This window comes from Burkholderia sola (assembly GCF_905400185.1).
Lineage (GTDB): Bacteria > Pseudomonadota > Gammaproteobacteria > Burkholderiales > Burkholderiaceae > Burkholderia > Burkholderia sola.
On record NZ_FR989675.1, the window covers coordinates 1,838,099 to 1,857,523 of the forward strand.

Consider the following 19,425-nt stretch of genomic DNA (forward strand, 5'->3'; position numbering starts at 1 on the left):
AAGCTCACGCGTGCGTGTAGATCCCGCTGCGCGTCGGCTTCGTGTGGCGCGAATGGCGGCGCTTGTGAACCGCACGCCGGTGATGGGGCGACGGCGCGGTCACGTGCCGACGTGCGGGCGCGGGCCGGGCCGCCGGCGCGGCGGCATGCGGCGCGGCGCCCGGCATCCCGGTTTGCCCTTCGCCGAAATGGAAAGTCTGGTTCTGCGCATGCGCGACGCCCAGCGTCGACGCCAGCACGAGGGCCGCCAGCCACAATCGTTTCATGGAGATTCCGTCTCGTGTCGTTCGGGATGAACGTGGTCCGTCAGCTTAGCGAACGGCGGGGCGTCACCGCAACCGGCCTGCGTTCGGCGTCGTTCCCGCTTGCGCGCGACGACGCGATCCGCGCGGCAGCCGGGTCCCTCCGGGCTTGACAACATAATTCTCCGGTGTGAATATAAATTCACACACAAGAATTATTCGTCAAATCCGGAGAAGCCGCGCGCAAGCGCCCGGCCACCGGAACCGGCGGTCCGATCGACCGGAACCAGGAGCGAGACGCATGGCGGAACACGAGCAGCAGGGCGCGCTGGCGGGATTGCGCATCATCGATCTGTCGCGGGTGCTGGGCGGCCCGTACGCGACCCAGATCCTCGCCGACCACGGCGCGGAGGTGATCAAGGTCGAGCCGCCGTCCGGCGACGAGACGCGCACGTGGGGCCCGCCGTTCGACGGCGACACCGCGTCGTATTTCCTCGGCGTGAACCGCAACAAGCTCGGCATCGCGCTCGACCTGACGCAGCCGGCCGATCGCGAGCGGCTGCTCGGACTGCTCGAACGCGCGGACGCGCTGGTCGAGAACTTCAAGATCGGCACGATGGAGCGCTGGGGGCTCGGGTTCGACGCGCTGCATGCGCGGTTTCCGCGCCTCGTGTATTGCCGCGTGTCGGGTTTCGGCGCGGACGGCCCGCTCGGCGGGCTGCCGGGCTACGACGCGGCCGTGCAGGCGCTGGCCGGGCTGATGAGCGTCAACGGCGAAGCCGGCGGTGCCCCGCTGCGCGTCGGCGTGCCGATCGTCGATCTCGTCACGGGGCTGAACGCGGCGCTCGGCGTGCTGATGGCGCTGCGCGAGCGCGATGCGAGCGGGCGCGGCCAGTTCGTCGAATCGACGCTGTTCGACTGCGCGCTGTCGATCCTCCATCCGCATACGCCGAATTTCTTTCATTCGGGCAACGCGCCCGTGCGCACCGGCAACGCGCATCCGAACATCACGCCGTACGACAGCTTTCCGACGGCGGGCGCCGACATCTTCCTGGCGGTCGGCAACAACGGGCAGTTCGCCGCGCTGTGCGACGTGCTCGGCACGCGCGACTGGCTCGACGATCCGCGTTTCGCGGACAACCGCGCGCGCAGCCAGCACCGCGCCGCGCTGCGCACGCTGCTCGAAACGGCGCTGGCCGCGCACGACGGCGCGACGCTCGCCGAGCACCTGATGCGCCGCGGCGTGCCGTGCGCGCCCGTGCTCGGGCTCGACGCGGCGCTCGACCATCCGCATGTCGCGCACCGGCAGATGAAGGTCGAGCTGGGCCGGCACCGCGGCATCGCGTCGCCGATCAAGCTCGGCCGCACGCCGGCCACGTACCGGCGGCCGCCGCCCGCGCTGAACGAACATGCGGCGCAGGTGTTTGAGGACGACAACGGCAACGACGACCACCGCCGCACCTGACCGGCATCGCGGCGTCGGCCGTGCCGCACAGCGGCGCACGGCCGCGCGCCGCGCACACCCACATTCGGACATCACGTCGGCCCGCGCATCGACACGCCCGTCGATGCGCGCCGGCTGAAGAGGAGACGCATCATGCTCGCATGGATCGGCGCGGTCGCCATCGTCGCGCTGTTCGGCCTGATCATCACGAAGCGGCTGTCGCCGCTCGTCGCGCTGATCGTCGTGCCGGTGGCCGCGTCGCTCGCGGCCGGTTTCGGACTGCAGACCGGCAAGTTCGTCGTGCACGGCGTACAGAACATCGGCCCGATCGCCGGGATGTTCGTTTTTGCGATTCTATTTTTCGGAATCCTCACCGATGCGGGGATGCTCGACCCGATCATCGCGGGCGTGCTGCGCGTGATCGGCTGCCATCCGCCGCGCATCGTGATGGGCTCGGCGCTGCTCGCGCTGCTGATCCATCTCGACGGCTCGGGCGCGGTCACGTTTCTCGTCACGCTGCCCGCGATGATGCCGCTCTATACGCGGCTCGGGATGGATCGCCGTATCCTCGCGTGCGTCGCGTCGATGGCGGCCGGCGTCAACTTCCTGCCGTGGGTCGGCCCGATGCTGCGCGCATCGGCCGCGCTGCACATTCCCGGTTCGACGATCTTCACGCCGATGATCCCGGTGCAGATCGTCGGGCTCGTGTTCGTGTTCGGCACCGCGTACGTGCTCGGCGTGCGCGAGGCGAAACGGCTCGGGCTCGACCGCGCCGGCGCGGCCGCGCTCGCGATCGCGCCGCGCGAGCTGACCGACGCCGAACGCGCGTTGCGCCGCCCGGGACGCTTCGGGATCAACGTCGCGCTCACGCTCGTCGTGCTCGGCACGCTGGTGTCGGGCATCGTCGACCCGATGGTGATGTTCATGCTCGGCACGGTCGCCGCGCTGGTGATCAACTATCCGGACGTCCAGGCACAGCGCGAGCGGATCGACGCGCATGCGAAGGCCGCACTGATGATGGCGAGCGTGCTGCTCGCGGCCGGCGCGTTCACCGGCATCATGTCCGGCACAGGGATGCTGAAGGCGATGGCCGAGGTCGTCGTCGCGCACGTGCCCGTCGAGCATGCGCGCCACATGCCGTTCGTGCTCGGGCTGCTGTCGATGCCGCTCAGCCTGCTGTTCGATCCCGACTCGTTCTACTTCGGTGTGCTGCCGGTGCTCGCGGAGAGCGGCAAGCTGCTCGGCGTGCCGCCGATCCAGATGGCGCAGGCCGCATTGCTCGGCCAGATGACGACGGGCTTTCCGGTGAGCCCGCTCACGCCCGCGACGTTCCTGATCGTCGGCCTGACCGGCGTCGAGCTCGCCGAGCACCAGAAATTCACGATTCCGTTCCTGTTCGCCGCCACCGTGCTGATGGTCTTCGCCGCGGTCGCGACGGGCCTGTTTCCATTGTGAGCGGCGCGGCCGTTCACGCTTTCCGGGAGAGCAGTCCATGCAGTTCGACCTGACCGACGACCAGCGCGCGATCGAAAGCGCGATCGAGAAAATCTGCGAACGCTTCGGCGACGACTACTGGCTCGAACGCGATCGCGCCGGCGGGTTTCCCGCCGATTTCCACGCGGCGCTCGCCGACGCCGGCTGGCTCGGCATCGCGATGGACCCGGCCTACGGCGGCGCCGGGCTCGGGATGACAGAGGCGGCGCTGATGATGCGCACGATCAGCGCGTCGGGCGCGGGGCTGTCCGGCGCGTCGGCCGTCCACATGAACATCTTCGGGCTGAACCCGGTGCAGGTGTTCGGCAACGACGCGCAGAAGGCGCGCTTCCTGCCGCCGCTGATCGCCGGCCACGACAAGGCGTGTTTTGCAGTAACGGAACCCGATGCGGGGCTCGACACCACGCACCTGAGCACGCAGGCGCGCCGCGACGGCGATCACTACGTGCTGAGCGGACGCAAGATCTGGATCTCGACTGCGCAGGTCGCGAACAAGATGCTGATCATCGCGCGCACGACGCCGCTCGACCAGGTCGCGAAGCCGACCGACGGGCTGAGCCTGTTCTATACCGACCTCGACCGTTCGCATGTCGAAGTGCGCGAGATCGAGAAGATGGGCCGCAAGGCGGTCGATTCGAACATGCTGTTCATCGACAACCTGCGCGTGTCGCGCGACGACCTGATCGGCCACGAAGGCGACGGCTTCCGCTATCTGCTGCACGGGCTGAACCCCGAACGGATCCTGATCGCGGCCGAGGCGATCGGCCTCGGGCAGGCCGCGCTGCGCCGCGCGACGCAGTATGCGTGCGAGCGCGTCGTGTTCGGCCGGCCGATCGGGCAGAACCAGTCGATCCAGCATCCGCTCGCGCAGGCGTGGATGCAGCTCGAGGCCGCGTGGCTGATGGTGATGAAGGCCGCGACGCGCTACGACGCGGGCCAGTCGTGCGGCGCGGAGGCGAACGCGGCCAAATACCTCGGCGCGGAAGCCGCGTTCCACGCGTGCCAGACGGCGATCGCGACGCACGGCGGGATGGGGTACGCGAAGGAATATCACGTCGAGCGCTATCTGCGCGAGTGTATGATTCCGAGGCTCGCGCCCGTGAGTCCGCAACTGATCCTGTGCTACATCGCGGAGAAGGTGCTCGGGCTGCCGAAGTCATACTGACCGTAGCGACCCGGCGGCCCGCCCGGCGCGCGGTTTCCCGTTCCGAATCAAGCGCTCGTCATGGACGTCAAACTCGTTGCCCGCACGCTCGACCTGTTCGAGCTGTTCGCCGCCGAACGGCGGCCGCTGCCGCTCACCGAACTCGCGCGCCTGCTCAATGTGCCGGCGTCGAGTTGCCTCGCGATGGCGCGCACGCTCGTGAGCCGCGGCTATCTGTACGAAGTGCGCAAGCGCGGCGGCTACTATCCGACGCGACGCCTGCAGACGGTCGCCGCCGCGATCGACGCGACCGATCCGGTCGTCGACATCGTGCATCCGCACCTCGTCGCGCTGCGCGACGCGAGCCGCGAAACGGCGGTGCTCGGCAAGATCCAGGGTGCGTCGGTCACGTATCTCGACGTCGTCGAATCGGAACAGGCGATCCGCTATACGCGTCAGCCGGGCGAGCTGCGGCCGCTGCATGCGAACTCGATCGGCAAGGCGATTTTCGCGGAACTCGCGAGCGATGCGCAGCAGGCGCTCGGCGCGCAACTGCCGTTCGAACGCTTTACCGACGCGACGGTGGCCGACCTCCCGGCGCTCGTCGCGCAGACCGCGCGGTTTCGCGAACTCGGCTGGGCCGAGAATTTCGGCGAGAGCGCGCCGGAGCTATCGGCGATCGCGGTCGCGCTGACGCTCGACGGCGACTGGTACGGGCTGTCGGTCGTCGGGCCGACCGAGCGGATCCGCCAGCATCGCGACACGCATGCGGCGCTGCTCGTCGACGCGAAGGCGCGGCTGCAGGCCGAGCACGCGCGCGGGTAGGGCAGCGGCGCGCGACGGCGCGGGCAACGGGCCGTCGCCGGCGTGCGGTCCCGCCACGCCGGAAGCGGCCCGCCGCACGTCACGCGCGGGTGTGTCGCACCGTCACGACTTCACCCACACGCCGCCCGCGCTCGGGTTGTCGCCCTGCGTCCACCATTTCGCGCAATACTTCGCGCCCTGATACGTCACGCACGTGCCGCCCTGATACGCGGTCGTCGCCGACCACGCGGGCGTGCCGCCGCTTATCGGCTTCCACACGGCCGCCTGGCCCGGCACGTCGCCCTGCGTCCACCACTGCGCCTGATACGTGGTGCCCTGGTAGGTGACCGTCGCGCCGGCCGTATAGACCTGGCCGGCCGCCCACGGTGCGCCCGGCTGCGGCGTGCCGCCGTCCGAGCCGCCGCCGTAGTTCGGATCCTGCGTGACGCCCGCGCCCCACTTGCCGTCGAGCTTCTTGAAGATCGTCGCGAATGCGTACGGCTGCTGCGCGACACCGGAGCAGGTCGGCGACGCATACGTGCCGCCCGACGGGCACGCCTGATCGCGGCCGACCGACCAGTTGCCGAAGAAACCGTAGCCGTTCGCGACGGCCGCGTTCAGCACGGTCTGCGCATTCGCGAGCGTGAAGGTTTCGCCCTGCACGTCGTTGACGCCGATCATCGGCGTGACGCCGACCATCTGCCACAGCTGCGCGTTGGTCTTCGGCTGGCCGGCCGACTTGAACGCGGTGTCGAGCTGCGAATAGAGCGCCTGCGCGGCGCTGATCGCGGCGGCGCCCATGTCGATGTTCGCGGGGCCGTAATCCATCGCCATCACGTTGACCGCGTCGAACGTGGTCTTGTTCGCGATGGCCGCGTTGACGACGTTCACGCCGTCCTGCGTGAGCCCGGTCGGCATCGTCGGCAGCGTCAGCGTCACGTGCAGCGGCTTGCCCTTCGCCGCATAGTCGGCTTGCAACTGCGCGACCGCCTGGAAGTTGCGCGTGACCGCCGCCGTGTCCTGCTGCGACGCGCCCTCGATGTCGAAGTCGATATGCGTGAGGCCGTACGTGTCGATCACCGTCTGGTACGCGGTCTTCAGCGCGGGAACCGTCGAGCACGCCTGCATCAGCGGCGTGCCGTTCGCGCCGCCGAACGACACGGCGACTTCGCCGCCTTTCGCGCGGTAGCTCGCGATCGACGTGGACAGCGCGGTCAGCAGCCCGCCGCTCGCGCCGTTGCCGATCGGCTGCACGCCGCCCCACGACGGCACGCAGCCGTTGCCCGCGACCACGAATGCGAGCGTGAACTGCTGGATGCCCTGGCGCACGCCGATCTGATCGACCAACGGCGTTGGATAAAGCGTCACGTCGACATACGGCGCATAGACGCCGGCACCGTGCGACACGCTCGCCATCGCGAGCAGACAACCCGCGGCAAACCCACGCGGAATGAAACGCGGCAACACATTGTTGTTCATTCTGTGTTCTCCAAGTGGAAGAGGGATACGCTGGCCTGCGTATCGTCGCCGGGGGGCAACGCACGTGTCCCGCCGGCGGCGTGCCTATCTTGGAGGATTCGCGTCGAATAGGAAACTTAGGTGTTCTTCTTTTTGTTATTCGATTTCCGATACGTAACGAACTTGCCGATTCGGTCGAATATCGAAACGCGCGGAGGGCACTTTTTCCGATCGATCGCGCGCCGCCGCGCGGATGGACCGGTTCCAGCGAACCGGCATGCCGATCAACGGCTCGCTCGCATGCGCATTCACATTCGTGCGAACCCCGCCGGGATGCGGTATGCGCAACCCGGCGGGCGCAGCGGCGTTCAACGATACCAGCGCGGCGTATAGACCCATTCGCGTGCGTTGCCGATCGCGAAACGCCGCGTCGTCGACGAGCCGACGATCACCATCGTGCGCATGTCGACCTGGTCGCTGCGCAGCGCGCCGAGGGTCGTGGTCGAAAGCGTCGCGCCCGGCCGGCCGATGTCGCGGCCGAGCACGACCACCGTGTCGGCCGCGCGATGCACGCGCACGATATCGAGCGCACGGTCGAGCTGCCACGGCCGCGCACGCGAGATCGGGTTGTAGAACGCCATCACGAGATCGGCTTGCGCCGCATGCCGCAGGCGCGTCTCGATCACGTCCCACGGCTTCAGGTTGTCCGACAGCGAGATCGCGCAGAAATCGTGGCCGAGCGGTGCGCCGGCCTGCGCGGCCGTCGCGAGCGACGCCGAGATGCCGGGCTCCACGCGCAGGTCGACCGCGGCCCATTGCGGGTCTCGGGCTTCATCGAGCGCTTCGAGCACGGCCGCGGCCATCGCGAATACGCCGGGGTCGCCCGACGACACGACCGCGACGCGCCGGCCCTCGGCCGCCAGTTCGAACGCATGGCGCGCACGCTGCATTTCCTCGCGATTGTCGGTGCCGTGCACGCGCTGGTCGGCCCGAAACGGGCCGGCCATGTTCACGTAGGTGGTATAGCCGAGGATGTCGGTCGCATCCGCGAGCGCCGCGCGTGCGGCCGGCGTGAGCCAGGCGGCGCCGCCCGGGCCGAGGCCGAGCACCGTCAGGCGGCCGCGTGCGCGGCCGAGCGTGGCCGGATCGACCGGGTGCGATGCGATCGCGCACGCGAGGCCGTTCGATTCTTCACGTAGCGTGTGGGCGACGCGTAATGCGCGGCCGAGCAGCGTGGTGGCGTCGGCGGGCGCGTCGCGGTCACTATCGCTATCGACGAAACGCAGCGGCACGTCGAGCGTGTTCGCCGCTTCTTCCAGCGCGGGTTCGCCGATCGCCGATGCGGGCGCGACGAGGGCCGCGAGCGCCAGCCGCGCGAGGCCCTGTGCGTCGAGCAGGGCTTCGATGCGCGCAGCAAGCGCTTCGCCGGCATGCGCGGCATTCGCGGCGACGCCGACCACCACGCTGCGCGGATGAATCACGAGTTCGTCGCGCGCGCCGCGCCACGCATCGGGCGTCACGCGAATCGCGTGCGCGGCTGCGGCATCGCGCGGCAGCGCGACGTCGTCGAGCCACGGCGCGGCGCCGTCGATGCGCATCGACGCGCCCGCGAGCAGGTCGGACACGAAGCGCTTGCCCTGCGCGAGATCGGCGAGCGCATAGCCTTCCGGCGGATTGAGCACGCACGCGCCGAAGCGCAGTTCGCCGCTCGTCGTGATCGCCGGCGCGACGCCGACGCATTCGGCGATTTCGCGCGCGATCACGTTGACGCCGGTCAGCCCCCCGAGCAGCGGCACGACGGCCGAGCCGTCCTCCGCGACCGCGAGCACCGGCGGCTCGACGCCCTTGTCGGCGAGCGCGGGCGCGAGGCAGCGGATCACGATGCCGGCCGCGCACAGCGCGACGATCGGCAAGCCGCGCGCATAGAGTTCGCGCAGGTGAGGGCCGAGTTCGTCGAACGGCACGTCGGCGTCGACGCGCGACGCGAGACCGTGCACGAGGGCATCTGGATAACGCGCCTGGATACGTCGCGCGGTATCGAGCGCGCCCGCGCCGAGGATCACGATCGCGGGCGGCGTCGTCATCCTTGCCATTTTTCCCCCGGCACGACGAGCAGCGAGAAATACGGCGACGCCATCGGATCGACTTCGTCGAGCGGCACGATGCGCTGGTTCGCCATCGTCGCGCGCTCGACGTAGAGCGCGCGCTTCGCGAGCCCGAGTTCGTCGAGCACGCGCCGCACCTTGTCGAAATTGCGGCCGAGCTTCATCACGACGGCCGCGTCGGCCCGCGCGAGCCGCTCGCGCAGTTCGTGCTCGGGCAGCACGCCCGACAGCACCGACAGGCTCTGGTTGCGATAGACGAGCGGCTGGCCGAGCACGGCCGTGCCGCCGAGCATCGCGCACACGCCCGGGATCACCTCGGTGTCGTAGCGCGGCGCGAGACGGTCGTGCAGGTACATGTACGAGCCGTAGAAGAACGGGTCGCCTTCGCAGATCACCGCGACGTCGCGGCCTGCATCGAGGTGCGCGGCGACGATCTCGGCCGCGGTGTCGTAGAAATCTGCGATCACCGTCTCGTAGCACAGCGGCGGCGGCAGCGCCTCGGTCGTCACCGGATAGACGAGGGGCAGTTGCGTCTGTCCGTCGAGCAGGTGCGCTTCGACGATGCCGTACGCGTTGCCTTTCTTGCCCTTCGCGACGAAATACGCGACCACGGGCGCCGCCTGCAGCACGCGTAGCGCCTTGATCGTCATCAGTTCCGGATCGCCGGGGCCGACCCCGACCCCGAACAGCCGTCCGCGCGCGCGCGTCATTCGACCTCCGTCGCGAGCGCATTCACCGCGGCGGCGGCCATCGCGCTGCCGCCGCGCCGGCCGAGCAGCGTGACGTACGGCACGCCGCGGCTGTCGGCGTCGAGCGCCGCCTTCGATTCGGCCGCGCCGATGAAGCCGACCGGGAAACCGACGATCAGCGCGGGGCGCGGCGCGCCGGCGTCGATCATGTCGAGCAGGTGGAACAGCGCGGTCGGCGCATTGCCGATCACGACGACGCTGCCCGCGAGATGCGGACGCCACAGTTCGAGCGCGGCGGCCGAGCGCGTGTTGCCGAGGCGTTGCGCGAGATCGGGCACCTGCGGCTCGCCGAGCGTGCAGATCACGCGGTTGGCCGCGGGCAGCCGCGCGCGCGTGATGCCTTCGGCGACCATCCTCGCGTCGCACAGGATCGGTGCGCCGGCCGCGAGCGCGGTGCGGCCGGCCGTGCCGGCGCCAGCGGAAAAACGCAGGTCGTACACGACGTCGACCATCCCGCTCGCATGGATCACGCGTACCGCGAGTTTCTCGAGATCGGGCGGCACCTGCGACAGGTCGGCCTCGGCGCGGATCGTCGCGAACGACTGACGGTAGATTTCCTGCCCGTCGCGAATGTAGTCAAGCATCGGTGGTGTCCTGGCTGTGCCGCGCGTCCATGAGGCGGATCGCGGCCTGGTCAATCGTCAGACGGCGCGCGAGCAGGGCGCCGAGGCCCGCGGCCGCGTCGCGCCGATAAAGGTCGTAGCGTTCGGGCGCCACCGCGACGAGCGTATGCACGGCAGCGTGCGGCAGCGCGCAGTGGCGTTCGCAACCGGTCAGATGCACGTCGAGCGGATGGCCGACGCGCGCAGCAAGCACGCGCGCGTCGTGTTTCGTGTCGGCGTGCGCTTTCGCGCAGCCCGCGCTGCCGGTGCAGGCGACGAGCGTCGCCAGCGGGTCGGACGCCGCGCACACGAGGCCGAGCGACGCGAGTGCTTCGCGCGTCGCGGCCGCGTGTTGGTTCGATACGCCGTGCATGAACACGCCTTGCCACGGCGTCATCGACAGCGTGCCGTCGCCGTCGGCTTCGGCCAGCGCGGCGAGCCGCTCCAGTTGCGCCGCGTCAAGCCGCCCGAGCGCGAATTGCGCGCCGATGCTGCAGCGTGCCGCGTCGCGCGACGGGTATGCGCCGAAACGCAACGCGGCGTCCGCGGGCGTGCGCCGCCAGCCGGCGAGCGTCGGATCGGCCGCGAGCGGGAACGGCAGATAGTGTTGCGCGCGCTCGAGCAGCGTGCGTTCGCCGCACATCGACAGCAACGCGCGCATCCGCGTGACGTCGGCCGGCGCGAGATCGAGGAACGCGAGCAGCAGTGCGCGGACCAGTGCGACGCCCTGATCGATCGACACGTCGACCGACGCGGGCCGGTCGTCGTGCGCAACCGGAGGGCAGCCGGCCAGCCCCGCCGCGAGACGTACCGCGCCGTCGCCGCGACGCCACGCGGCGAGCCAGACGTCGTGCGGATGATCGAGCGCCGCGACCGCTTCGCCGCCGTCGAGCTGGATCGAGAATTTCGGCGACAGTTCGCCGCGGCGCGGCTCGCTCGCGAGCATGTCGAGCAGCGGCATGGCGAGCGCCCGGCTATCGACGAGCGCGGCCGGGTCGTGCCCGGCGAGCGGGCTCAGCATCACGTTGCGAACGTCGTCGCTCGCCGCGAGCGCGGCCGCATCGATGGCGGTGTTGCCGGCGCTTGTGCGCGGGCCGAGCCCTGCTTCGAGCAGCGCGCGCGCGAGCGCATCGGACGCACCGTCGCGAATGCCGCGCAACTGGAGATTCGCGCGATTGGTCGCATCGATCTCGCCGGAGCCGTGCAGGCGCGCGGCGGCGGCGATCGCACGCGCCTGGCGCGTGTCGAGCCGGCCGCCCGGCAGCTTGATCCGGCACAGCCCGCCGTCGGCGGCCGCGACCACGCGCACGAGCCCCGGGCAAGCCGACGGGCGCACGATGGGCGACGCAGGAATCGAATCGGGGGCGGAATTCAACGGGATACCGGAACAGTGTGGCGCCACGGCCAACGCATCGGTACACCCCGCCCGACGCCGACTGGCACGCACGCACTTTCTGGCCGGCAGGTCTCCTGGCTGACAGGTCGGCGCCGCCTCCCGGCCTTCCCGGTGAAACCAGTGGCATGAGGGGGAGATCGGCTCGCTGTCTACAGTTGCGGGGGCAGCCACAGCGGCGCGCGGTGCGCCCTGTGTTCCCTCTTCGGCCCCGAAGGGCACCGGCGAACGAACGGCCGTAGGATACCCGATTTCGGCCGCGATTCGCGACCGGCCGGCCGTTCGAGGCCGGCGAAGCGGGCAACGGTCGGGCGCGGGCGAGCCGGCAGATGAAACGCCGGGTGGAACACGGTACCATGCCGTTTTTTGCAACGCGGACGGCGGCACCGGCGCTTTCACGGCCGCGCGGCGACACGATGGAATCGAACGATGGGGAAGGGTGCATGACGGCGTGGCTGACGGTAGTGGGCATCGGCGACGACGGTTACGCGGGGCTCGGACGCCACGCGCGGCGCGCGCTGCTCGATGCGACGCACGTGGTCGGCGCGAAACGGCATCTCGACATGCTGCCCGCGCGGCTGCGCGCCGCGCGCGAAGCATGGCCATCGCCGTTCGACCTGTCGGGGCTGCTCGCGCGCCGCGGCGCGCCCGTGTGCGTGCTCGCAAGCGGCGACCCGATGCTGTTCGGCGTCGGCGCGACGCTCGCCCGCGCGCTTTCCCCCGACGAATGGCGCGTGCTGCCCGCGCCGTCGTCGCTGTCGCTCGCGGCCGCGCGGCTCGGCTGGGCGCTGCAGGACGTCGGCGCGGTCTCGCTCGTCGGGCGTCCGCTCGCGACGCTGGGCCGCCACCTGCTGCCGGGCCGGCGGCTGTTCGTGCTGAGCGCCGACGGCCGTACGCCGGCCGCGGTCGCGGCCGAACTCGTCGCCCGCGGCTTCGGGCCGACGCGCATCAGCGTGTTCGAACATCTGGGCGGCCCGCTCGAACGGCGGATCGACGGCCTCGCGCACGACTGGAACATCGACGAAACCGCCGCACTCAATCTCGTCGCGCTCGACTGCCGGGCGGGCCCCGACGCGCCGCGCCGCGCGCTCACGCCCGGCCTGCCCGACGACGCGTACCGCCACGACGGCCAGCTCACCAAGCGCGACCTGCGCGCGATGACGCTCGGGCGCCTCGCGCCCGCGGGCGGCGAACTGCTGTGGGACGTCGGCGCCGGCAGCGGCTCGATCGGCATCGAATGGATGCGCGCGCATCCATCCTGCCAGGCGATCGCGATCGAAGCGCATGCGGAGCGGCAGCGCTTCATCGAACACAACCGCGATACGCTCGGCGTGCCGGGCCTGCAACTCGTCGCGGGCCGTGCGCCCGATGCGCTCGCGGGGCTCGCCGCGCCCGACGCGATCTTCATCGGCGGCGGCGCGACGGCGCCCGGCGTGCTCGACGCGTGCTGGGCGTCGCTGAAACCCGGCGGACGGCTGGTCGCGAACGCGGTCACGCTGCAAGGCGAGATGGCGCTCGCCGCGTGGCGCGATGCGCACGGCGGCACGCTCACGCGCGTGTCGCTCGCGCACGCCGAACCGCTCGGCCGCTTCGACACGTGGCGGCAGCCGCTGCCGGTCACGCTGTACGACGGGCGCAAGCCCGACGCGACAGACGCGACAGACGCGGCCGACGCGGCAGGTTCGTCGAATAGGGCGAACCCGTCGAACCCAGCGGACGCGTGATGCGCGACGAAACCCCCGAACAGCCCGCGCCGCTGCGCTTCGGCTACACGACCGGCAGCTGCGCGACCGCGACGTCGCTCGCGGCCGCGCGGCTGCTGCTCGCGGGTCACGCGGACGACGCGGTCGAGATCGTGCTGCCGAAGGGACAGCGCGTGATGATGCGGCTCGAATTCTGCCGCGTCACGGCCGACGGCGCCGAAGCCGGCACGATCAAGGATGCCGGCGACGATCCGGACGTCACGCACGGCGCGCTGATCTTCGCGCGCGTCGCGCTCGCGGGGGCGCCCGGCGTGCGTTTTCATGCGGGGCCGGGCGTCGGCACGGTCACGCGTGCGGGGCTCACGCTGCCGGTCGGCGAACCGGCGATCAACCCGGTGCCGCGCCAGATGATGACCACGCACCTCGAAGCGCTCGCCGCTGAACACGGCTACACGGGCGGTTTCGACGTGACGATCGGCGTCGAAGGCGGCGAGGCGCTCGCGCTGAAGACGATGAACCCGCGCCTGGGCATCGTCGGCGGGCTGTCGATCCTCGGCACGACCGGCATCGTGCGGCCATTTTCGTGCTCGGCCTATATCGCGTCGATTCATCAGGGCATCGACGTCGCGCGAGCGAATGGCATCGCGCACATCGCCGCCTGCACGGGCAACGCGAGCGAGGATGCGATGCGCGCGCACTACCATCTGCCCGACATGGCGCTGATCGAGATGGGCGATTTCGCGGGCGCGGTGCTCAAGCACCTGCGGCGCGCGCCGGTCGCGCGCCTGTCGATGTGCGGCGGCTTCGGCAAGCTCAGCAAGCTCGCGGCCGGCCATCTCGACCTGCACAGCCGCCATTCGAGCATCGATCTGCCGCTGCTCGCGCAGTGGGCGGCGCAAGCCGGCGCGAGCGATGCGCTGCAGGCCGCGATGCGCGCCGCGAACACGAGCCAGGAAGCGTTGAAGCTCGCGCAGGCCGACGGCGTGCCGCTCGGCGATCTGGTCTGCGCGCACGCGCTGCGGGTCGCGCGCGACATCGTGCCGCCGTCGGTCGCGGTCGAAATGTTCGCGATCGATCGACAGGGCCGCTTCGTCGGGGAGGCGCGATGAGCCCGCGCATCCTGCTGCTCGGGGGCACCGGCGATGCGCTGAAAATCGCGCGCGCGCTCGGCCCGCATCATGTCTATAGTCTCGCCGGCCTTGGCAAGACGCCCGACGATTTGCGCTGCGACGTGCGCGTCGGCGGTTTCGGCGGCGCAGCCGGGCTGACCGCGTATCTTCGCGACGCCGGCATCGGCCTCGTGATCGACGCGACCCATCCGTATGCCGCGCAAATCAGCGCGAACGCCGCGGCGGCGACGCGCGACGCGGGCGTGCCGCTATGGGCGCTGCGCCGCGCGCCGTGGACGCCGCAACCGGGCGACGACTGGCGGATGGTCGACGACTGGGCCGGCATCGAGGCCGCGCTCGCGCCGTTCAGGCGTCCGCTGTTCACGCTCGGCCGCGAGCCGCTCGCGCATCTCGACGCGATCCCGCCGCACCAGTTCTGGCTCGTGCGCTGCCTCGATGCGCACCCCGGCAACGCCCGCGCGCAGGTCATCGCCGCGCGCGGGCCGTTCACGCCCGACGGCGAGCGCGCGCTATTCGCGCTGGCCGGCATCGACGTCGTCGTCAGCAAGAACAGTGGCGGCGCGGCCACCGAGGCCAAGCTCGACGTCGCGCGCGAACGCAGGCTGCCGGTCGTGATGCTGCGTCGGCCGCCGCTGCCCGATGCCGACCGCGGGTTCGACTCGGTCACGGCGCTCATCGACGCACTCGATCCGGCCGCGCGCGCCTGACGCGACGCAGCGGTCACCCCACGAATTGACGGAGAATTTTCGATGACGGTGTACTTCATCGGCGCGGGCCCTGGCGACCCGGAGCTGATCACGGTGAAGGGCCAGCGCCTCGTGCGCATGTGCCCGGTGATCCTGTATGCGGGTTCGCTCGTGCCGGCCGCCGTGCTCGACGGTCATTGCGCGGAGCAGGTCGTCAACACGGCCGAGCTCGACCTCGATGCGATCGTCGCGCTGCTCGCCGCCGCGCACGCGAAAGGGCAGGACGTCGCGCGCGTGCATTCCGGCGACCCGTCGCTGTACGGCGCGATCGGCGAACAGATCCGCCGCCTGAAAGCGCTCGGGATTCCGTACGAAATCGTGCCGGGCGTGACGGCCACGGCTGCGTGCGCGGCGACGCTCGGTGTCGAGCTGACGCTGCCCGGCGTGGCGCAGACGGTGATCCTCACGCGCTTCGCGGGCAAGACGACGATGCCGGAAGGCGAAGCGCTCGGCGCGCTCGCCGCGCATCGCGCGACGCTCGCGATCCATCTCGGCGTGCGCCATCTCGCGCGTATCGTCGACGAAGTGCTGCCGCATTACGGCGCCGATTGCCCGGTGGCGGTGATCTATCGCGCTAGCTGGCCCGACGAGGAACGCGTGACGGGCACGCTGGCCGACATCGTCGACAAGGTGCAGGGCACGCAGATCGAGCGCACCGCGCTGATCCTGATCGGGCGCGTGCTCGACGCCGAAGGGTTCGCGGATTCGACGCTGTACGCGAGCGGGGGCTGAACGCACTCGCGCCCGCGCCGCTGGCCCGCGGCGTCGCTCAGGCCCGCGCCATGCGTCGCACCCGCTTCGGCGCAAACCCCGCCGCCAGCGCGAACAGCGCGACACAGAGGCACGCCATCGCGATCCACGCGGGCGTCAGGTCCGCAAGATGCTGGCGCACCAGGCCGGCCGCGAACGGAAACAAGCCTGCGACCAGGTAGCCGACGCCCTGCACGAACCCCGTCAGCGACGCGGCATCGGCCGGCGTCGCCGCATGGTCAACCGTGACGATCAACGACAGCGGAAACAGCGCGCCGATCCCCGCGCCGAGCAGCAGCGCGGCCGGCAACGCGAGCGCGTCGGGCGCGGCCAGCATCACCAGCAAGCCGACGAACAGCGACGCGATCGCCGCATGCAGCGCGGGCCGGCGATCGGGCAGGCGGTCGATCGTCGCGGAAATGGTCAGCCCCGCGACGACTTCCGCGAGCGTCACGCCGCCGAGCAAGCTGCCGGCCACGGTCGGCGACCAGCCAAGCCGCATGTAGTACGGCGGCAGCCACGCGAGCACGAGCGTGTAAGCGCCCGTCGCGATGCCGAAGAACAGCGCGAGCCGCCATGCGCGCGGCGAACGCGTCGGCCGTGCATTCGATACCGACGCCGGCCCGCCGGCCAGCGCGTCGCCACCGCGGCTGGCCAGCGGCCACGCCAGTGCGGCGAGCGCCGCAGGCAGCGCCCAGCCCGCGAGCGCGGCGAGCCAGCCCCAGCGCGCCGCGGCGAATGGCGCGACGACGCTCGCGAGCACCGCGCCGCCCATGATCGACGTCGAATAGACGCCCATCGCGCCGCCGATGCGCGTCGCGAAATGCGCCTTCACGAAGCCGGGCAACAACGCCTGCACCATCGCGATCCCGACGCCCGCGCAGCACGCGCTCGCGAGCAGCAGCCATGCGTGCTGCGCACCGACGCGCGACGCGCAGGCCAGCCCGATCAACGCGACGCCGAGCCACACGCCGCCCACGATCCCGGTGATGCGCTGTAGCCGCCGCGCGCTCAGCGCGCCGAGCCCCATCAGCAGGATCGGGATCGTCGTCAGCAGGCTGGCCGCGCCGTCGCCAATACCCGTCGCGCGCTGGATCATGTCGAGCAACGGGCCGACCGCGGCGAGCGCCGGCCGCAGGTTCAGCCCGACGAGCACGATCGCGGCGAGCCGCCATCCGGGGGAAGTGAAGCGATTCATTGCAAGGCCCTCGATATCGGTGCGCGGCTGTCAGCGAGACGCCGCGCGTTTTTCCGGTAAAGTATCTCGACATCAAGATATATGGCGAGTTATCTTGACGTCAAGATAACTGGTGAGCCGAGGAGGGTTAATGGATCGAGCCGAGCATGCGCTCGCGCAATGGCGCGCCGAGCGTCCGGATATCGACGCAACGTCGATGGTGGTGATGGGGCGGCTGCAGGAAGCCGCGCTCGTGATCGCGCGGGACCGTCTCAATCCGCTGTTCGCGCGCTACGGCATGCAGCCGGGCGAATTCGACGTGCTCGCGACGCTGCGGCGCAGTGGCGCGCCGTTCGCGCTGACGCCGACCGCGCTGTACGACGCGCTGATGATGTCGTCGGGCGGGATGACCGCGCGCATCGACCGGCTGCAGAAGGCGGGGTGGGTCGAGCGTCGGCCGAACCCGGCCGACGGGCGCGGCACGCTCGTCGCGCTGACGGATGCGGGGCGGGCGCTGATCGATGAGGCGGTTGGTGCGCATATCGATAATCAGCGCGAGGTGCTGGCTGTGTTGTCGGCGGCGGAGCAGGCGCAGTTGTCGGAACTGCTGGGGAAGTTGCTGGCGAGGCTGGAAGGTGGGGCGCCGGAAGGGGGGGAAGGGACGTCGCGTTGAAGAATGCGTGATGGAACGTACGCGGCGGGCAAAAAATTTCTTCGTGAATTTTCGTGGGCGTCGCTTGCCGACCCGAAGCGGACCTGGACGTCTTGGCAAAACGGACGTTTACCGTGGAATGAGCGGGACCGTGACCTGGGTGTAAATCTGCGTGGCCGAAATGCATCATGGGGGCGTCAAAAGCCCTGTGGTTGTCTGGATTTCCAACCTGTCATCGGCGGGGCCGTCATCAAGAAAACATCGTGCGGCGGGCTCTCCGATCTAATGAACTCGGCTGCCCTTTGATTATTTCGTTCCGCAGCGCTCAGATCAATAGGAGGATCAGCACCATCCCAAATGCAATCGACCCTCGCTTCGAATCCAGGAAAATGCCATATGCCGCCTTCGATTCGAGCGACAACCAAGCCGTGTTGGGCCGCCCGCTCACAAACTGCAATTGCCGCGTCGGTAGAAAGCTGCATCACGATGCTTCCATCGAGGGAAAAAAAGTCATCCGACGAATCGTAGACGCGAGAACGATCGATGTTCATAGGGTGGTTTCAATACAATCCGACTGTGAGAAGTTCATTTTCGATTGTTCTTCACGATTGCGGACGACGCCAATGGCCGCTTTGCGCAACGGTTGTCGACTAGTCCGCTCCTGGCCGAAGACCGACAGTCTTCCCAGCGTTCCCCGAAAATTCGCGATGACCCAAAAAAACCCTCCGCACAATGCGGCGGGCGTCGCAGGTCGCAGGGCGCGGGCCGCACGTGGTGCGCCCGCGTAACCGATCAACCCCGCGCCGGAATATTAAGCCCCCGCGCGACAGCCGGACGAGCAACAAACGCGTCAAGCACCCGCTTGACGTTCCGGAATTCGCTGAACCCGACCAGATCGCCCGCCTCATAGAAACCGACCAGGTTGCGCACCCACGGGAAGATCGCGATATCGGCGATCGTGTACGTATCGCCCATCACCCACTGGCGGTTCGCGAGATGGGCGTCGAGCACGCCGAGCAGGCGCTTCGACTCGTCGACGTAGCGCTGACGCGGTCGCTTGTCCTCGTAATCGCGCCCGGCGAACTTGTGGAAGAAGCCAACCTGGCCGAACATCGGCCCGATGCCGCCCATCTGGAACATCACCCACTGGATCGTCTCGTAGCGGCCCGCGAGATCCTTCGGGATCAGCTGGCCCGTCTTGTCCGCGAGATAGATCAGGATCGCGCCCGATTCGAACAGCGGCAGCGGCTGGCCGTCCGGGCCGTTCGGATCGATGATCGCCGGAATCTTGTTGTTCGGGTTCAGCGACAGGAATTCGGGCGACAACTGGTCGTTCGTGTCGAAGCGCACGAGGTGCGGCTCGTACGGCAGGCCGGTTTCCTCGAGCATGATCGACACCTTGACGCCGTTCGGCGTCGGCAGCGAGTAGAGCTGGAGACGGTCGGGATGCTGGGCCGGCCACTTTTGCGTGATCGGGAAGGCGGACAGATCGGGCATGAAGGTTCGCTCGTCGAAGTGAATGATCCGCGCTCCGCCCGTGCCGTCGCGCTCGCGCACGGTTCACGGCTCGGCGGCGGGGCGGAGCGCGCCGAAAGCGCCCACTGTAGCCGATCCGGGAAATCGATGCAGGGGTCGGTCGGCCGCCGGTTGTTCGACACGGTAGCCGTGGCCGGCGTCGTTCACAGTGCCGCAAGACACGGCGAGCAACGCGTGTCCGTCGGCCGCCGGACCGCATACGGCTCGATGCCCGTCGCCTCCCCCCGAGATACGACGTCCTAACACACCGTGCCAGGCGACGGCACAACCGCCCACAAAATCAACCACCGCGCAATT

The 19,425-nt window shown here is 69.8% G+C and carries 18 protein-coding genes and 1 riboswitch; of the genes, 9 read left to right on the forward strand and 9 right to left on the reverse strand.

From position 1 onward, the window contains the following. Positions 1–4: 4 nt before the first annotated feature. Positions 5–265, reverse strand: a complete 261-nt coding sequence (locus KR541_RS08385) for a hypothetical protein (RefSeq protein ID WP_050012636.1) — start codon at positions 263–265, stop codon at positions 5–7. Between the two features lie 277 nt (positions 266–542). Here KR541_RS08385 and KR541_RS08390 point away from each other — a divergent pair, with 277 nt between their 5' ends. The 4 genes from KR541_RS08390 to KR541_RS08405 all read left to right on the forward strand — a co-directional run bounded on the left by KR541_RS08390 (position 543) and on the right by KR541_RS08405 (position 5,148). Then, a complete protein-coding gene (locus KR541_RS08390; protein WP_050012637.1) occupies positions 543–1,706 on the forward strand; it encodes a CaiB/BaiF CoA transferase family protein in 1,164 nt (387 codons plus the stop codon). 132 nt (positions 1,707–1,838) lie between these two features. After that, a complete protein-coding gene (locus KR541_RS08395; RefSeq protein ID WP_050012638.1) occupies positions 1,839–3,140 on the forward strand; it encodes a CitMHS family transporter in 1,302 nt (433 codons plus the stop codon). Between the two features lie 37 nt (positions 3,141–3,177). Continuing rightward, positions 3,178–4,344 carry an acyl-CoA dehydrogenase family protein gene (locus KR541_RS08400; RefSeq protein ID WP_050012639.1) on the forward strand — a complete coding sequence of 389 codons (1,167 nt, stop codon included), beginning with the start codon at positions 3,178–3,180 and terminating at the stop codon, positions 4,342–4,344. A gap of 60 nt (positions 4,345–4,404) precedes the next feature. Further along, complete coding sequence (locus tag KR541_RS08405; protein WP_050012640.1) at positions 4,405–5,148, forward strand: IclR family transcriptional regulator; 744 nt, start codon at positions 4,405–4,407, stop codon at positions 5,146–5,148. A gap of 102 nt (positions 5,149–5,250) precedes the next feature. On the opposite strand, the gene KR541_RS08410 is transcribed toward KR541_RS08405, so the two are convergent. The 5 genes from KR541_RS08410 to cobG all read right to left on the reverse strand — a co-directional run bounded on the left by KR541_RS08410 (position 5,251) and on the right by cobG (position 11,377). Beyond that, on the reverse strand, positions 5,251–6,606 hold the full coding sequence (locus KR541_RS08410; protein ID WP_050012641.1) for a chitinase: 1,356 nt from the start codon (positions 6,604–6,606) through the stop codon (positions 5,251–5,253). Between the two features lie 347 nt (positions 6,607–6,953). Further along, the gene (cobJ, locus tag KR541_RS08415; protein ID WP_176015665.1) at positions 6,954–8,669 is read right to left on the reverse strand and encodes a precorrin-3B C(17)-methyltransferase; all 1,716 of its coding nucleotides are present in this window, start codon (positions 8,667–8,669) and stop codon (positions 6,954–6,956) included. Beyond that, the gene (locus tag KR541_RS08420; RefSeq protein ID WP_050012643.1) at positions 8,666–9,400 is read right to left on the reverse strand and encodes a precorrin-2 C(20)-methyltransferase; all 735 of its coding nucleotides are present in this window, start codon (positions 9,398–9,400) and stop codon (positions 8,666–8,668) included. The genes cobJ and KR541_RS08420 overlap by 4 nt, the downstream gene beginning before the upstream one ends. Next, positions 9,397–10,023, reverse strand: coding sequence for a precorrin-8X methylmutase (locus KR541_RS08425; RefSeq protein WP_124593110.1), 627 nt, complete (start codon positions 10,021–10,023; stop codon positions 9,397–9,399). Before KR541_RS08425 ends, KR541_RS08420 begins: the two co-directional genes overlap by 4 nt. After that, a complete protein-coding gene (gene cobG / locus KR541_RS08430) occupies positions 10,016–11,377 on the reverse strand; it encodes a precorrin-3B synthase (protein ID WP_283813221.1) in 1,362 nt (453 codons plus the stop codon). Before cobG ends, KR541_RS08425 begins: the two co-directional genes overlap by 8 nt. 107 nt (positions 11,378–11,484) lie before the next feature. Continuing rightward, positions 11,485–11,675, reverse strand: a riboswitch (cobalamin riboswitch). 202 nt (positions 11,676–11,877) lie between these two features. Between cobG and cbiE the strand changes: the two genes are divergently transcribed. From cbiE to cobM, 4 genes are read left to right on the forward strand one after another with little or no spacing between them, the layout of a single operon-like run. Beyond that, the gene (gene cbiE, locus KR541_RS08435) at positions 11,878–13,158 is read left to right on the forward strand and encodes a precorrin-6y C5,15-methyltransferase (decarboxylating) subunit CbiE (RefSeq protein WP_216089637.1); all 1,281 of its coding nucleotides are present in this window, start codon (positions 11,878–11,880) and stop codon (positions 13,156–13,158) included. Next, the gene (locus KR541_RS08440) at positions 13,158–14,246 is read left to right on the forward strand and encodes a cobalt-precorrin-5B (C(1))-methyltransferase (RefSeq protein ID WP_124630384.1); all 1,089 of its coding nucleotides are present in this window, start codon (positions 13,158–13,160) and stop codon (positions 14,244–14,246) included. The genes cbiE and KR541_RS08440 overlap by 1 nt, the downstream gene beginning before the upstream one ends. Beyond that, on the forward strand, positions 14,243–14,974 hold the full coding sequence (locus KR541_RS08445; RefSeq protein ID WP_204383236.1) for a cobalt-precorrin-6A reductase: 732 nt from the start codon (positions 14,243–14,245) through the stop codon (positions 14,972–14,974). The genes KR541_RS08440 and KR541_RS08445 overlap by 4 nt, the downstream gene beginning before the upstream one ends. Positions 14,975–15,016: 42 nt before the next feature. Then, a complete protein-coding gene (cobM, locus tag KR541_RS08450) occupies positions 15,017–15,745 on the forward strand; it encodes a precorrin-4 C(11)-methyltransferase (RefSeq protein ID WP_089488441.1) in 729 nt (242 codons plus the stop codon). 37 nt (positions 15,746–15,782) lie between these two features. Here the strand turns inward: cobM and KR541_RS08455 are convergent, their stop codons facing one another. Beyond that, positions 15,783–16,961, reverse strand: coding sequence for an MFS transporter (locus tag KR541_RS08455; RefSeq protein ID WP_089488442.1), 1,179 nt, complete (start codon positions 16,959–16,961; stop codon positions 15,783–15,785). A gap of 130 nt (positions 16,962–17,091) precedes the next feature. Between KR541_RS08455 and KR541_RS08460 the strand changes: the two genes are divergently transcribed. Then, positions 17,092–17,613 (forward strand): MarR family winged helix-turn-helix transcriptional regulator, encoded by a 522-nt coding sequence (locus tag KR541_RS08460; RefSeq protein WP_124630383.1) that lies wholly within the window; start codon positions 17,092–17,094, stop codon positions 17,611–17,613. Between the two features lie 176 nt (positions 17,614–17,789). Here the strand turns inward: KR541_RS08460 and KR541_RS08465 are convergent, their stop codons facing one another. Both KR541_RS08465 and KR541_RS08470 read right to left on the reverse strand, forming a co-directional pair. Beyond that, positions 17,790–18,143, reverse strand: a complete 354-nt coding sequence (locus tag KR541_RS08465) for a colicin immunity protein (protein WP_216089497.1) — start codon at positions 18,141–18,143, stop codon at positions 17,790–17,792. 241 nt (positions 18,144–18,384) lie between these two features. Next, positions 18,385–19,089: a glutathione S-transferase N-terminal domain-containing protein gene (locus KR541_RS08470; protein WP_050012694.1), complete on the reverse strand. Its 705-nt coding sequence runs from the start codon at positions 19,087–19,089 to the stop codon at positions 18,385–18,387. Positions 19,090–19,425 lie beyond the last annotated feature (336 nt).